This is a genomic window from Neobacillus sp. SAB-20_R2A (assembly GCF_049568635.1).
Classification (GTDB): Bacteria; Bacillota; Bacilli; order Bacillales; family Cytobacillaceae; genus Neobacillus; species Neobacillus citreus.
Map to the genome: position 1 here is coordinate 260,363 of NZ_CP145895.1, position 14,799 is coordinate 275,161.

Sequence of the window (14,799 nt, forward strand, 5' to 3'; positions counted from 1 at the left end):
TATTGTAGATAGATAAAGGTAAAAGATTTACAACTAGATGATACTAAGAATATTAAAGTGCCAATGAATTTCTAAATCATATAATTCTGTATATCAAATAGGCTTCCGTGTCGTTTAATAGCCACGGGAGTCTTTCTTCAGTCTTATATGTTTGTAGTGGTGACTACTGATTTCGACATTTTGGAAAGGTACTCCTTTTTTGGTTCAAAAAAATCCTTGAACCCGGTGGGTTCTGATTTATGAAATTGATTCAACTGGATTGGTATTAAATATTCTGTATCACTTTTATAATCTAGAAATAAAGTGAGACTAACAAAGGTACATATTTTTAGGAGGATATATCAATTTGGAAAATAAATACTTAGATTTGCTGGCCCAAAAATATGATAGTGAAGAAAAAGTAGTAACAGAAATTATTAATCTTGAAGCAATCCTTAATTTACCAAAGGGAACAGAACATTTTGTCAGTGACTTGCATGGGGAATTCCAATCTTTTCAACATGTATTGAGAAATGGATCTGGGAGAGTAAAAGAGAAAATCGAAGAACTTTTTATGGATATATTATCTGAGAAGGATATCAATGAATTGACGATATTGGTTTATTATCCTGAAGATAAATTACAGTTAATTAAGAATAGCTTTGACAATAAACAGGAGTTAAACGGGTGGTATGCCACAACCATTAAACATATGATTAAGCTCGTTTCTTTTGCCTCTTCCAAATATACACGCTCCAAATTACGTAAAGCATTGCCTGAACGGTTTGTTTATATTATAGAAGAGTTATTATACAAAACGGAAGAAGAATCCACAAATAAGGAACCTTATTACACCAAAATTGTTCAGCAAATTATATCACTTAATCAGGCTGATAAGCTTATTATTGGTCTTGCATATTGCACGCAGAGATTGGTAGTGGACCATCTTCATGTAGTGGGGGATATATATGATCGCGGACCTGAGCCTGATCAAATTATGGATACACTCATTAATTATCATTCTGTTGATATTCAGTGGGGAAATCATGATGTATTATGGATAGGTGCGTATGCCGGTTCCAAGGTTTGTCTAGCTAATATTCTCCGTATTAGTGCCCGGTATAATAATTTAGATATTATTGAAGATGTGTATGGAATCAATCTTCGACCACTTCTAAATTTAGCTGAGAAATACTATAAGGATAACCCGGCTTTTAGACCAAAGAAAACTTCCGGAAACAATCTAACGGAGGAAGAAGAATTACAAATTACAAAAATTCATCAAGCAATTGCTATGATTCAGTTCAAGCTTGAAATTCCCATCATTAAGAGACGACCATTCTTTAATATGTCAGAAAGGTTATTACTTGAGAAAATTGATTATGAAAAAAACGAAATAGTGCTTCATGGAAAGACATATCCACTGGAAAATACCTGCTTTGCAACTATTAATCCAGAAAACCCAAGTCAATTGTTAGAGGAAGAACAGCAGGTGATGGATAAATTATTATTTTGTCTTCAACATTCGGAAAAGTTGGCCAGACATATGAATTTCCTTATGAAGAAAGGCAGCCTATATTTGAAGTATAATGGTAACTTATTGATACATGGCTGCATTCCTTTAGATGATAAAGGAAATATGGAAAAAATGGTGATTGAAAATACAACGTATAATGGTCGAGAGTTATTGGATGTCTTTGAACATCATTTACGATACTCTTTTGCACACCGTGAAGAAACCGATGATCTTTCGACAGATATGGTCTGGTATTTATGGACAGGCGAATATTCATCACTCTTTGGCAAGAGGGAAATGACAACATTTGAAAGGTATTTTATTAAAGATAAAGAAACTCATAAAGAGAGGAAGAATCCATATTACTATTTACGGGAAAAGGAAGAAATCTGCCGAAGAATTTTAGCAGAATTTAATCTAAATCCCGATGATGGTCATATCATAAATGGGCATACGCCTGTTAAAGAAATTAAAGGGGAAGACCCGATTAAAGCAAATGGAAAAATGCTTGTTATCGACGGTGGCTTCTCAAAGGCCTATCAATCAACTACCGGGATTGCGGGATATACTTTATTATACAATTCATTCGGTATGAAATTGGTTGCTCATCAATATTCTAATTGCAAAGAATTTGTCTTGCATAGTGGCATGGATGTTTTATCAATGAAAAGAATAGTGGACAAAGTGGTAGAAAGAAAAATGGTACTGGAAACAAATGTAGGGAAGGAATTATTAAAGGAAGTCTCTGCTTTGAGGAGTTTGATGGAGTATCGTTATATGAAGTGAATTTAATTATTGAATAAATAAGTTTTTCTTTCGGGTTTATTACAATTTTATATACTCACCAATTTTGAAGCAGCTAGCGTCTTTCCAATTGGAAAGGCGCTTATTTGTTATTTTACTTAAATGTAAGTGAAAGTGTTATTAATAAAGGCTATTTAAATGACAGGTTTGATGGTACCTGCATCAGCGCAAAATGACCCAGCTGAATCGATCATCCTGACGTGTAGTTGAGTTCAGAATGACGCGTAGAGATACTCTTGTTGACCCAAGCAATACCATAGATTTCTTCATTAGAGTACTTCAAAAATTACTTCAAAGAATTAATAATATGCCCTCTGCCTCTTCCATATCAATTTCCATCAAGGAAAAGTTTATTTTATTATACCCTGTCCTTTTTGCGATTTTATTAATAAATACATGTTGAAGGGATTAAACCAATCGGTTAGATACTCGCGTCTTACGACCGAATCAAGGTTCCTTTATAAAAGTGCAATAGAGGAGAGGTTCAGATGAGTAGGTTATTAATCAATGAAAGTCCTGTAATGATTATTCCTAGTTTGGCAGCTGAAATTGGTTTAAATGAGACAGTGGTATTGCAGCAAATACATTATTGGCTTGGAGTCAGCAAGCATAAAATTGAGGGGAGAACTTGGGTATATAATACATATGAAGAGTGGCAGAAGCAGCTGCCATTTTGGTCAGTGAGTACAATTAAGCGGACGATTCGCTCATTAGAGATGCTGGGATTACTTATATCTGAAAATTGGAATCAAATGAAAATGGATAAGACTAAATGGTACACCATTGATTATGAAAAGTTGCAGGAGCTTGAAGGTAGCCTACTTGAACGCCAAGCTCATCCTAATGAGGAACATGTACCTGAGGAGGATCAGGAAAAGACGGAGGAATCTGCTGTCCCTTCTCCTGTGAAAAAGGAGATTCCATATGCTGAAATTATCCGCTATTTGAATGAGAAGACTGAAAAGAACTTTAAACTAAGCTCTATTAAAACGAGAGAACTGATTCATGCCAGATACGGAGAAGGTTTTACCCTTGAGGATTTTACTAGAGTCATCGATTTAAAGTCAACTGAATGGAAGCCTGATCCTTATTGGAATAAGTTCCTGCGGCCGGAGACATTGTTTGGGACCAAATTTGAAGCTTATCTCAATCAGCAGGAAGAAAAGAAGAAAATGACTGAGGAGGATTTTAACTTTGATGATTAAGAAAGAGATTTATATGTTGATGGTACTTATTCAAACTTATTATGAAAAGTTTCATTTTGATCAACAGAAGCTGGATGCTTGGCATATGGTTCTACAAAAATATTCGTATGATCGAGTGCATGAGAATCTATTGAAATTTGTAGTAGATTCGCCGCATCCGCCCAAAATTAGTGATTTGGTCCAGAATACGTCTTATGGGCGGAATATTCCTAGTGGTTTTGTATTAGATTTGAATGCAGGGGAAGGAGATTGGTAGGGAAATACAGCACACTGAGGGACTGACCCCAATGTCTTTTCATCGGTTTATTTAACTGATGGGGGCTTTTTTTTGGACATTTTATTCATTTTTACCCGTAATAGGACACCCTCCCTAGCACTTGTCCGTAATCAACATAGTATATATTTGAAGGTTCCTTAAATTAGAAAGGAGTGAAATCAATGGATAGTACAAGCTTAGGGCTAACTTCTCAAATAAGACAGCAATTTACCTTTAATGCAGACGATGAAAACTTGAACACGATTTTAAGAAATATTTCTAATAGAGGAGTAAGCTTCACTGCATTTACGATAACCAAGCTGAAAAACAACACAAATTTCGTGAAAATTGTTGTAGGCCCTCCAGAATCAAATAGCCCAGAGGCTAACCGGGTTGTCCGAGAGGTTCTCCGCTCACAGGGAGTAAGGTTCCAAGAGGAGAAAGTAATACAACTTCGCAGTTTTCAAACCGGTGTACCAGGGGTCTTAGCTCGTATTTATGATGCTCTGTTTCGTTTTGTAAAAGTGAAAGCTATATACGCAGGAGAACTTAATTCAATCATTTTGAACGTTTCCGATGTGGAAAAAGCTCTTCAATTATTAAGACAAAATAATATTATTAGATAGTGTCCTTTTTGGACGGGCTAACATGAATAGGATAGAAGCTTTTCATAAGTTTGAGTACACTTTCGAGAAGCTTCTTTTTCCATTTCTTGTGTTACAATGGAAATATAGTTTTCGTTTCAGAACATGAGAGTGGGGGGATCGGAAAAAATGTACACTATTCTTACATACTTTGTTTCCCTGTTCGTGATTGTGATATCAGTATTTACAACTCTTTATATTAAGTCCGAACTAGAGCGGGTATTACATGAAAAGACAGATACTGTCCCTTTCCATATTTGTAATGTAGTAATCATTTTAATGGCTTCTCTTTTGGCCCATGCTGTAATGACTAAATACGTCATTGGGACTGAATTCGACTTAATTCTGCAATTGGTCATCCACGTATGCATGATCCTCCCAATTTATATAGTAGGTCATTTCGGAATCGAAAAATATAAATCAATTTACCGAAAATACATGACCACAGAAAACCGGAAAGTGGTTGTACTTAATGAAAAGTACGTAAAAAAGAAGAAACGTTTTACAAAATTAAATAATTATAATGCCGCTTCAAAGGAAAAACAAAGAAAGCGTTACTATACTAAATAATCAATTGAAAAAACCACTTCCCATCATCAACAAGGAAGTGGTTTTATTATTGTTATTACGAATTTTTACCCGTCTTTGCTACTTTCATCGCCTCTTTAATATACTCAGCCGATTGATGCAGCCATTCCATTTCTTGAGAATCAATTGAAATTTCCAATTGCTGCTCCACACCATTTCTGCCGACGATGCATGGCATACTTAAGGCAACATCGCCATCATAGCCATATTGTCCGTGTAAGGTTGTGCAAACAGGATACACACTGCGTTCATCCAGCATAACCGCCTTAGCTAGTGTAACTGCGGCCTGGGCAACACCGGCATTGGTCCACCCTTTACCATTTAACACATCAAAGGCTGCTTTTACCACCTGCTGCTTAACTCTCTCACGACTTAATGGTTCTTTACCTTGAAAAACTTGGTCTAATTCTTTTTCGCCAAATCCTTGCACATTTAAGCGGCTTAACACAGGGAAAGCGGTATGGCCGTGTTCACCCATCATATAACCTGTTACGCTTTTTGGATCGATGTCATAATTGTCGGCAATGATTTTACGAAGGCGGGCAGAATCAAGCATCGTGCCGGTTCCAAATACCCGTCCCTTCGGATAGCCGAATTCATTTTCTGCTATGTAGACCATAGTATCTAACGGATTTGTAATCAAAATAATGATGGCGTCTCTTGTATATTTCGTGATTCCCGTCATGACTTCACGAATGACCTCTGCATTAACAGCTGCCAATTGGGCTCTGTCCGGCATCTTATCATCTTCGCTTTTCAGCATGCTCGGGCCGGCAGCGCAGATAATCACGTCCGCATCGGCACATTCGGAATAATCACCGGAACGGACCGTTGTATTCGACATATAGGTAAGAGAGGTTGCATGCGCTTGGTCAAGCGCTTCGCCAAAAGCAACATCCTTATCGCTATCAATGACTGCAATTTCCGCAAATAATCCTAATTTCATGGCATCTGCCAGAACATATGAGCCGACATGGCCCACACCTACTACAACTAACTTATTTCTTTTCATTGGTTTACCTCCTAAACAATCAATGTAAACATTTTATCACAATAGAGAAAATAATTTTTATTTTTTGTTAATTTACTAACTTCTGCCTCATGTCGATCAATACATATTTTTGTTTGTAAATTTCTTTTGAAAATAAAATAAAAAAAACCAAGAAAATAGGACTATGAAAAATTAGGATAATTTCCCGTTGATTAAAGAGATAACCCCATTTATTGAGGAACATCCAGCCATTTATCATCTGAAAGTCTAATTATTATAAAATGGGGGGCTTCGCCGGAATATCCATCTATTTACATATCTTTATACACCATTAACAAATGCCAAATATAATCAAATTTGTGGTTCAGAATTTTAATCCTGAGAGGAGAAAAATCATGACAAATGAGAGAGCATTGGACGAACTAGTAAGGAAGTTTACGGAAGATAGTATGAAGAAAAATATTGACCGCCGCAGTTTCCTTCATGGAGCCGGCAAGATAGCGGGGGTGTCCCTGGGACTGGCCATTGCTAATTCATTGGGCGGATTTAAGGTAGAAGCTGCTCCAAATTTCAGTGTCTATCCATTTACCCTTGGTGTTGCTTCTGGCGATCCCCTGTCAGACAGCGTCGTTTTGTGGACAAGACTGGCTCCGGATCCATTGAATGGCGGAGGAATGCCGTCTCATGTCGTTCCGGTCAATTGGGAGCTTGCTACTGATGAAAATTTCCGCAACGTCATCGGGCGGGGAACAGAACATGCTTCACCTAGTCTCGGACACTCTGTTCACGTTGAAGTGAGCGGCCTAAAGGCCAAAACGGTTTATTATTACCGTTTCAAGTGTGGAAATGAACTAAGCCCTGTTGGAAAAACAAAGACACTTCCTGCAGCAGGTGCCAGTGTAGCAAGCATGACATTCGCATTCGCTTCCTGCCAGCAGTTTGAACACGGCTATTATACGGCCTACAAGCATTTGGCCAAAGAGGACCTAGATCTTGTGTTCCATCTCGGAGATTACATATATGAATACGGCACAAATGAATATCTTTCGCCTACGGGTAATGTCCGTGCCCATCAAGGTGACGAAATAATCACTCTTGAAGACTACCGCAACCGCTATACCCAGTATCGTTCCGATGAACACCTCAGAGCTGCGCATGCTGCCTTCCCTTGGGTGGTGACATGGGATGACCATGAAGTGGAAAACAATTACGCAAATATTACCCCTGAAAAAGGACAATCTGTTGAAGCATTTATCAAGCGTCGTGCCGCTGCTTATCAGGCTTATTACGAGCATATGCCGCTTCGCAGGTCGCAGTTGCCTCAAGAAGGCGGCATGCAATTATACCGGGATTTCGCTTATGGTGATTTGGCAAACTTCTTTGTCCTTGATACACGCCAGTACCGTGATGACCAGGCGAATGGCGATGGATCGAAAGCTCATACACCTGAATCCTTAGATCCAAAACGGACTCTTCTTGGTGCTCAACAGGAACAATGGCTGTTTGACAATCTAGGAAACTCGAAATCTCATTGGAACGTACTTGCTCAGCAGATTTTCTTTGCACAGCGCAAATCTGCAAGTACTCCGCCGAAGTTCAGCATGGATTCATGGGACGGCTATCCGGCCCAACGCCAACGTGTGACAGATTTTATTGCCGGCAAGAACATGCATAACGTAATTGTTCTTACAGGAGACGTTCATGCAAGCTGGGCTAGCAACCTGACTACTGATTATAACAATCCTGATGCTCCAATTTTTGGCGCCGAGTTTGTCGGGACTTCGATTACTTCCGGTGGAAACGGCTCCGATTTGCGTGCCGATACGGCGAAAACTTTAGCGGACAACCCGCACATCAAATTCTTTAATAATTACCGCGGTTACGTTCGATGCCAGGTTACTCCAGAACAATGGCGCACCGATTATCGTGTCGTTCCGTTCGTGACCGAGCTGGGAGCAGATATTTCAACAAGAGCATCATTTGTTTATGAGAAAGACGAGAACGGGCTTAAGGAAATAGCAACCACTACGGTGCCTATGGGTGTCCAAATGTCTGCAGAAGTGGAAGAAGACCGCCACCGTGCCCACGCCCGTGCGCATGAAATTCAATTGGAGAAAAAGCGCAAAAAAGAAGCCGTTCCTAATTAAATCAAACAGAAAAATGGATGAATGGCACATAGTTATTTGCAACAAACTGGTGGCTGCCATTTACGTAAAAAGGAGATGATTCAAAATGCTGTCCAATATCGGTATTCCAGGATTAATTTTAGTGCTTGTCATCGCTCTGATCATATTTGGGCCATCCAAGCTGCCGGAAATCGGCCGGGCATTTGGTCGGACATTAACCGAATTCAAAAGTGCGGCAAAGGAATTAGTATCTGATGACAACAAAGAGGAAGCGAAAAAACCCGCGCTTTCAGCTGTAAAAAAAGAAAACTAATGGAAAGAGAGCAGGCGAGGCTACACGTCCGCTCTCTTTCTGTGTGAAAAATAGGAGGGTTCAAAGGATGGAAAACAAAGAGCTGCATCTGGGAGATCATTTAGAGGAGCTTCGGCGGCGGCTGATTATCACGTTGCTAGCATTTATTGCTTTTCTTATCACCAGTTTTATTTTTGCGCAGGATATATATATATGGCTTGTAAAAGATCTCGATGGAAAACTGGCAGTCCTTGGTCCAAGTGACATCCTTTGGGTCTACATGATGATTGCAGCCGTATTTGCAATCGCGGCAGCCATTCCGGTTGCTGCCTACCAGATTTGGCGCTTTGTTGCACCCGCACTGCATCGTGAAGAAAGGTTAATAACCTTAAGGTTCATACCTGGGCTATTCCTGTTGTTTATAGCGGGGATCTCATTCGGGTATTTTGTGCTTTTTCCAATCGTTCTCGGATTTTTAACCAAACTGTCAGCTGGACAATTTGAAACGATGTTCACCGCGGAAAAATATTTCAGGTTCATGATCAACCTTACACTTCCGTTTGGATTTCTGTTTGAAATGCCGCTTGTTGTCATGTTTTTAACAAGACTAGGGATTCTCAATCCGGTTAGGCTGGCCAAGGCGAGGAAACTATCCTATTTTGGACTGATTGTCGTATCCGTTCTTATCACTCCGCCAGATTTCCTCTCGGATGTTCTGGTGATTGTCCCATTGCTTGTTCTATATGAAGTGAGCGTATCACTGTCTAGAATTGTGTACAGAAAAAAATTGCAGCTTGAGGCCGCTCTAGAAAACCATGGCTTAGCAGAATAATGCCTATTGGCTACGAAAAAGGTCGCGGGAGAACTCCCGCAACCTTTTTTTGAATAAATCCTCTATCAATTACTCCTCAACTTCTCCGCAATACTGGCTGATTAGCTTTACTGCCCTGGTCTGGCTGATATTTAAATCCTTTGCTACTTTTCTCGAACTCTTATATTTTTTATACGACTGGGCAATTAACGTTTTCTTTACCTGCTCAATGGCATCGTCAAGTTTTGCGGGAAGGCTGTACTGAGTTTGCGGCTGGATGTTTTGCGAAATGAGCTCAGGCAGGTCATATCTCTGGATGGTAGAGTCGCTGGTGACAACTAGCCTTTCCATTACATTTTCAAGCTGGCGGATATTGCCTGGCCAAGAGTATCCATAAAAGATATTCATGCATTCTTGAGAGATAATTTTATTCATCTCATATTTTTTATTAAATTTATATAAAAAATTATAAGTCAGAGGAATAATGTCTTCTCTGCGCTCCCTTAGCGGTGGAAGGTGAATATCGATGATATTTAAACGGTAAAATAAATCCTCGCGAAAATCTTTCTTCCCCACCATTTCAACTAAATCTCGGTTTGTTGCGGCAATAATCCGGACATCCACTTTTTTCATTTCGTAACCGCCAATCGGCAGATATTGTTTGTCCTGGATGACCTGCAATAATTTTGCTTGCAGCGACAAAGGAAGCTCACCAATTTCGTCCAGAAACAATGTCCCTTGATCCGCTATCTCCAGTAATCCCTTTTTCCCATGCTTGCTGGCACCGGTAAAAGCTCCTTCGGCATAACCGAAAAGCTCTGATTCGAGCAGGTCTTCAGGCAGGGCTGCACAGTTAAGCTTCAGAAATGTTTTGTTTTTCCGCTTGCTTATGTCATGAATGTACTGAGCCAGCACGCCTTTTCCTGTTCCGGATTCCCCCTGAATTAATATGGTGGAATCTACCTTCGCAATTTTTTCACAGACCTTCAGAATGTCCTTCATTTTTTGACAATTCGTGATTGGAGTGGAGTGAGAAGATTCTGCTGGATGATTTTCTCTTTCTTTTTTAATCTGCTTAAACGTTTGCATCTCTTGTGAGGTAGTGACAATTAGTTCAATTTCATTATCCTCGTTTAATATGGGAACTGCCGTCGTTAATAGCTCAGCCCCAATATAGGTGGACTGCCGGATGGTTACTGGCTTTTTTTCCTTAAATACCAAAGGAACAATCGAGGGCTTCCAATACCCCATATCAAATAATTCCGCATTTAGTTTTCCAACCACATCCTCCGGCTTTAAACCGTAATGCTTTTCGCAAACACTATTAACAAAAATAATCCTTTGATCCCGGTCAATGACAAATATTTCGTCAGAGGAATGGTCTAAGATCTTTCTTAATGTTTCACCTGTTATTTCGGGTATTTGTATATCATCTAGCATAGGAGGACAGCTCCTTACTTGGTTTGAGTTGGTTATGATTCGAATGAGTTGGAAACAACTCGATTTCAGGCTGAGATGTGAATTAAAATTGACACTTTTCCTAATTATTACGCGTTTTTCATAATTGGCACGATCCTTGCATTAAGAAAAGATAAGTGATTTAAATCACACTAATACAATTTAACAAATTATTCGTTCCTTTGTAAACGGTTTATTCTGCATTCACCCGTTTTGGGGAACAAGTAAGATGAATTGTTTCTGACTCAATCTAGTAATCTGGAAGATTCATAGCAATTTATCTTGTTAATAAAAAATTTTAAGAATAAAAGGAGAGAATTAGTATGGCTACTTATAATCCAGTCGTAAACAAGTCGAACAAAGTCTATGAAAGAACATTAACTTATGATTTATACACAGACCCAAAGGTGTATCAGCAGGAAATGAATGATGTGTTCGCTAAGTCATGGCAGTTAGTCGGTCATGTAAGCCAAGTTGAGAAAGTCGGCCAGTTCTTTACCTGTGAAGTTGCAGGCGAGCCAATTCTTGTTACCCGCGGCAAAGACGAAGTGGTTCGTGCATTCTACAATGTCTGCCCGCACCGTGCAACAAAACTTGAAAAAGAAGACGCTGGAACCAAGAAAATTTTTGCCTGCGGCTACCACGGCTGGACATTCCATTTAGATGGGCAGTTGAATAAGGCACCAAACTTCACTGGCGAAGATGCCCATTGTGTCAGCGACCGCTGCTTACGATCTGTAAGAATGGAAATTGGAGAGGGACTCATTTTCGTTAATCTTGATGATCATGCTGCACCTTTAGCTGAAGTGTACGGCGATTTCTTCGATCGTCTAGCAAAGTTCCCATTCTTAGGCGAACTTAAGAGAATTAACCAAAAAACACGTGTGATTAAAGCAAACTGGAAGGCGTTTATCGATAACTATTTAGAGTGTGACCACTGCCATGTTGCACACCCTAGCTTTGTAGCAACACTTGATATGAAAAACTATCAAATTGTTACTTGCCAAAACTATTCCGTTCAAGCATCAGTGGTTAAACCGGATAAAACAATGGGGACAACTGACTTAAATGAAGCAGAATTCCAAGGCGGGGAGTTCTACTGGTTATGGCCAAACCTTATGGTAACGATCTATCCAGGACCTGCCAATATGGCAACCATTCAAATGGTTCCGATTGACCACGAAACAACTTTAGGAGTATACACTTACTATTTCAGGGATGAGAATTTATCCCAAGAAGAACAGGACCTTGTCACATTTGCCGAGCAAGTAAGACAAGAAGATGTGGAGTTAGTAGAGTTGGAGCAGATTGGATTCCGTTCCCGTGCCTTTAACCAAGGAGTTTATTCTTCCTCCGAAAAAGCAATTGTACAATTCCACGACATGGTGTTGGAGGCGTTAGGACGATGAGTAAGGTGACAGCAGCTGAGAAAAAGCATTTGTTTATTAATGGAGCAGATGTAGAGGCGGCAGAATATGCCCCTCTTTACTCCCCATATTCTGGAGAACTGATTGCGGAGATTGCGATGGCAGATGAAAAACTGACAAAGGACGCCATAAAATCAGCTCAAGCCGGATTTCGAGTAATTTCAAAAATGCCGTCTTATCAGCGGGCAGCCATTTTGGAGAATGTCGTAAAACTATTAGAAGAAAGGTTAGAGCAAGCGGCAGAAGTTATTTCAAGTGAGTCAGCTAAGCCGATTTCTTTTGCGAGAGGAGAGGTTTCAAGAACAATCGAAACCTATAAATTTGCAGCGGAAGAGGCAAAAAGAATTCACGGGGAAACTCTTCCTTTTGACGCCTCTCCCGGCGGTGTAGGAAGAATCGGTTATACTCTCCGCAAGCCTATTGGGGTGATCGGTGCGATTACGCCGTTCAACTTCCCTATGAATCTAGTGGCCCATAAGGTAGGACCAGCGATTGCATCAGGCAATTCCATTGTGTTAAAGCCGGCTTCGCAAACACCATTATCCGCTCTTTACATTGCAGAGCTTTTCAAAGAGGCAGGCCTTCCGGACGGTGTATTAAATGTGGTAACAGGTTCTGGTTCGGTTGTAGGGGAAGCGATCATCCGCGATGACAGAGTTGCGATGATTACATTTACCGGCAGCCCGGCAGTTGGAATTGCGATTCGCAATAAGGCGGGGTTGAAAAGAACAACTTTAGAACTTGGCTCTAATGCAGCAGTTATTTTGGATAGAGACACAAATATTGATCAAATCATCGACCGCTGTGTGATGGGGGCTTTCTCCAACCAAGGCCAAGTATGTATTTCTTTACAGCGTGTGTATGCCCATGAAGATGTGTATGATCAATTTGTTGAAAAGTTTGCGGCGGCGGCAAAACTATTAAAAATAGGTGACCCGTTAAACCCTGATACGTATATATCAGCGTTAATTTCCAAAAAAGAAACAGAGCGCGCGGCATACTGGATTGAAGAAGCGAAGCAAAATGGCGCAGAGATAGCAGCTGGCGGTAAGCTTACAGAAGATGGGGTTTTAGAGCCGACTATTATAACCAATGTTGACCCGAAACAAAAGGTGTCTTGCCAGGAAGTATTTGCTCCGGTTGTGATTGTGAATAAGGTAGGTTCCGTTGAAGAAGCAATTGAATATGTAAATGATTCAAGATACGGGCTCCAGGCTGGGGTTTATACAAAAAATGTTGATAAGGCTTTGCTTGCAAGCGAAACGCTAGAAGTCGGGGCTGTGATGATCAACGACATTCCTACTTTCCGGGTAGACCATATGCCATATGGCGGTGTGAAGGAAAGCGGAACTGGACGCGAAGGGATCAAATATGCAGTTGAGGAAATGACAGAATTGAAATTAGTTGTTTGGAACCGAGGAGACAAATAATGAGCACATATAAAATTGCTGTAATACCCGGGGATGGAATCGGCCCCGAGGTATTGCAGGAAGGAATAAAGGTTTTAAATAAAATTGCAGAGTTAGACGGCAGCCTAAAGTTCGAGTACACATATTTTCCATGGGGCTGTGAGTATTATTCTAAACACGGTGTCATGATGGATGAGGATGGAATTGAAAAGCTAAAGGGCTTTGATGCCATTTTTCTAGGTGCAGTCGGATTTCCGGGTGTACCTGACCATATTTCCTTATGGGACTTGTTGTTGAAAATCAGAAAAAGCTTTGACCAATACATCAATATCCGTCCAATTAAGTTAATCAATGGCGCCTCATGTCCATTGAAAGATATTAATCGGAGAGATGTGGACATGCTGTTTATCCGTGAAAACAGTGAAGGGGAGTATGCCGGGGCTGGTGATTGGTTATTTAAGGGCCAAGAAAATGAAGTCGTGCTGCAAACCGGAGTGTTTTCCCGCAAAGGCACTGAACGGGTGATCCGCTACGCTTTTGAAACAGCAAGAAAAGAAGGTAAATCTCTAACTAGTATCAGTAAGGGAAATGCCTTAAACTATTCGATGGTTTTCTGGGACCAAGTATTTGAGGAAGTCAGCAAAGACTACCCGGATGTGAAAACGGCTTCCTATCTCGTTGATGCAGCAGCGATGCTGATGATTACCGATCCGAAACGATTTGAGGTAGTGGTTACTTCAAATTTATTTGGTGATATCTTAACAGATTTAGGTGCAGCTTTAGCTGGCGGAATTGGACTGGCTGCCGGTGCAAACATTAATCCAGAAAGAAACTTCCCATCGATGTTTGAGCCAATTCATGGTTCTGCACCGGATATTGCAGGTAAAGGATTGGCTAATCCGCTGGCAACGATTTGGTCAGCGAGTCAGCTGCTTGACCATTTAGGCTATGAGAACTATGGCAAATTGGTTCTTGGCGCCATCGAGGAACTGCTGGTCGAAGGTAAGACTTTAACGCCTGATATGAAGGGGAGAGCTTCGACATCTGAAGTTGGGGACAGGGTGGCAAGTATTGTCAACTTACTTGGATTATCGTTAATGGTAAAATAATGTTGAATACTGGTGCGAAGGTGGGAACTTTATATAAACAGTCCCGCCTCGCCCTAAATGTTGATAGTTTTAATAGAGTGAAACCTGTCCCAGCAAAGGTGGATCTATCATTCTATTTGTTAGAATATTCAATTATCCAAACCGATTTTTTTATATTGAGAATCGAAATCGCTTACACGTTATT

The 14,799-nt window shown here is 40.3% G+C and carries 13 protein-coding genes; 11 read left to right on the forward strand and 2 right to left on the reverse strand.

Translation table 11 applies throughout. The features are described 5' to 3' along the window. The first annotated feature begins 346 nt into the window (after positions 1–346). The 5 genes from V5M37_RS01445 (at position 347) to V5M37_RS01465 (ending at position 4,974) form a co-directional block, all read left to right on the forward strand. Positions 347–2,281 carry a fructose-1,6-bisphosphatase gene (locus V5M37_RS01445; protein WP_423800421.1) on the forward strand — a complete coding sequence of 645 codons (1,935 nt, stop codon included), beginning with the start codon at positions 347–349 and terminating at the stop codon, positions 2,279–2,281. Positions 2,282–2,787: 506 nt separating this feature from the next. Continuing rightward, complete coding sequence (locus tag V5M37_RS01450; RefSeq protein ID WP_423800422.1) at positions 2,788–3,504, forward strand: conserved phage C-terminal domain-containing protein; 717 nt, start codon at positions 2,788–2,790, stop codon at positions 3,502–3,504. Further along, positions 3,497–3,760: a hypothetical protein gene (locus V5M37_RS01455; protein ID WP_423800423.1), complete on the forward strand. Its 264-nt coding sequence runs from the start codon at positions 3,497–3,499 to the stop codon at positions 3,758–3,760. The genes V5M37_RS01450 and V5M37_RS01455 overlap by 8 nt, the downstream gene beginning before the upstream one ends. 182 nt (positions 3,761–3,942) lie before the next feature. Beyond that, positions 3,943–4,386, forward strand: coding sequence for a hypothetical protein (locus V5M37_RS01460; RefSeq protein ID WP_423800424.1), 444 nt, complete (start codon positions 3,943–3,945; stop codon positions 4,384–4,386). A gap of 147 nt (positions 4,387–4,533) precedes the next feature. Further along, positions 4,534–4,974: a hypothetical protein gene (locus V5M37_RS01465; RefSeq protein ID WP_423800425.1), complete on the forward strand. Its 441-nt coding sequence runs from the start codon at positions 4,534–4,536 to the stop codon at positions 4,972–4,974. 55 nt (positions 4,975–5,029) lie between these two features. Here V5M37_RS01465 and V5M37_RS01470 read toward each other — a convergent pair whose 3' ends face one another. Further along, positions 5,030–6,004, reverse strand: a complete 975-nt coding sequence (locus V5M37_RS01470) for an L-lactate dehydrogenase (protein ID WP_423800426.1) — start codon at positions 6,002–6,004, stop codon at positions 5,030–5,032. A gap of 374 nt (positions 6,005–6,378) precedes the next feature. Between V5M37_RS01470 and V5M37_RS01475 the strand changes: the two genes are divergently transcribed. The 3 genes from V5M37_RS01475 to tatC all read left to right on the forward strand — a co-directional run bounded on the left by V5M37_RS01475 (position 6,379) and on the right by tatC (position 9,233). Next, a complete protein-coding gene (locus V5M37_RS01475) occupies positions 6,379–8,130 on the forward strand; it encodes an alkaline phosphatase D family protein (RefSeq protein WP_423800427.1) in 1,752 nt (583 codons plus the stop codon). Between the two features lie 85 nt (positions 8,131–8,215). Beyond that, positions 8,216–8,422 (forward strand): twin-arginine translocase TatA/TatE family subunit, encoded by a 207-nt coding sequence (locus tag V5M37_RS01480; protein ID WP_423800428.1) that lies wholly within the window; start codon positions 8,216–8,218, stop codon positions 8,420–8,422. 67 nt (positions 8,423–8,489) lie between these two features. Beyond that, positions 8,490–9,233, forward strand: a complete 744-nt coding sequence (tatC, locus tag V5M37_RS01485; protein WP_423800429.1) for a twin-arginine translocase subunit TatC — start codon at positions 8,490–8,492, stop codon at positions 9,231–9,233. Positions 9,234–9,302: 69 nt separating this feature from the next. Here the strand turns inward: tatC and V5M37_RS01490 are convergent, their stop codons facing one another. Further along, positions 9,303–10,652, reverse strand: a complete 1,350-nt coding sequence (locus V5M37_RS01490; RefSeq protein ID WP_423800430.1) for a sigma-54 interaction domain-containing protein — start codon at positions 10,650–10,652, stop codon at positions 9,303–9,305. 341 nt (positions 10,653–10,993) lie between these two features. On the opposite strand from V5M37_RS01490, the gene V5M37_RS01495 reads away from it, so the two are divergent. From V5M37_RS01495 to V5M37_RS01505, 3 genes are read left to right on the forward strand one after another with little or no spacing between them, the layout of a single operon-like run. Then, positions 10,994–12,079 (forward strand): aromatic ring-hydroxylating oxygenase subunit alpha, encoded by a 1,086-nt coding sequence (locus V5M37_RS01495; RefSeq protein WP_423800431.1) that lies wholly within the window; start codon positions 10,994–10,996, stop codon positions 12,077–12,079. Further along, positions 12,076–13,527, forward strand: a complete 1,452-nt coding sequence (locus tag V5M37_RS01500; protein WP_423800432.1) for an aldehyde dehydrogenase family protein — start codon at positions 12,076–12,078, stop codon at positions 13,525–13,527. The genes V5M37_RS01495 and V5M37_RS01500 overlap by 4 nt, the downstream gene beginning before the upstream one ends. After that, positions 13,527–14,615 (forward strand): tartrate dehydrogenase, encoded by a 1,089-nt coding sequence (locus V5M37_RS01505; RefSeq protein ID WP_423800433.1) that lies wholly within the window; start codon positions 13,527–13,529, stop codon positions 14,613–14,615. The genes V5M37_RS01500 and V5M37_RS01505 overlap by 1 nt, the downstream gene beginning before the upstream one ends. Positions 14,616–14,799: the final 184 nt, after the last annotated feature.

What these genes read in the sequence shown, in the direction of transcription:
- V5M37_RS01500 (WP_423800432.1), top strand. Translation starts at nt 12,076, where the DNA reads ATGAGTAAGGTGACAGCAGCTGAGAAAAAGCATTTGTTTATTAATGGA.
- V5M37_RS01490 (WP_423800430.1), bottom strand. Translation starts at nt 10,652, where the DNA reads ATGCTAGATGATATACAAATACCCGAAATAACAGGTGAAACATTAAGA.
- V5M37_RS01455 (WP_423800423.1), top strand. Translation starts at nt 3,497, where the DNA reads ATGATTAAGAAAGAGATTTATATGTTGATGGTACTTATTCAAACTTAT.
- V5M37_RS01475 (WP_423800427.1), top strand. Translation starts at nt 6,379, where the DNA reads ATGACAAATGAGAGAGCATTGGACGAACTAGTAAGGAAGTTTACGGAA.
- V5M37_RS01470 (WP_423800426.1), bottom strand. Translation starts at nt 6,004, where the DNA reads ATGAAAAGAAATAAGTTAGTTGTAGTAGGTGTGGGCCATGTCGGCTCA.
- V5M37_RS01505 (WP_423800433.1), top strand. Translation starts at nt 13,527, where the DNA reads ATGAGCACATATAAAATTGCTGTAATACCCGGGGATGGAATCGGCCCC.
- V5M37_RS01480 (WP_423800428.1), top strand. Translation starts at nt 8,216, where the DNA reads ATGCTGTCCAATATCGGTATTCCAGGATTAATTTTAGTGCTTGTCATC.
- V5M37_RS01450 (WP_423800422.1), top strand. Translation starts at nt 2,788, where the DNA reads ATGAGTAGGTTATTAATCAATGAAAGTCCTGTAATGATTATTCCTAGT.
- V5M37_RS01495 (WP_423800431.1), top strand. Translation starts at nt 10,994, where the DNA reads ATGGCTACTTATAATCCAGTCGTAAACAAGTCGAACAAAGTCTATGAA.
- V5M37_RS01465 (WP_423800425.1), top strand. Translation starts at nt 4,534, where the DNA reads ATGTACACTATTCTTACATACTTTGTTTCCCTGTTCGTGATTGTGATA.
- V5M37_RS01460 (WP_423800424.1), top strand. Translation starts at nt 3,943, where the DNA reads ATGGATAGTACAAGCTTAGGGCTAACTTCTCAAATAAGACAGCAATTT.
- tatC (WP_423800429.1), top strand. Translation starts at nt 8,490, where the DNA reads ATGGAAAACAAAGAGCTGCATCTGGGAGATCATTTAGAGGAGCTTCGG.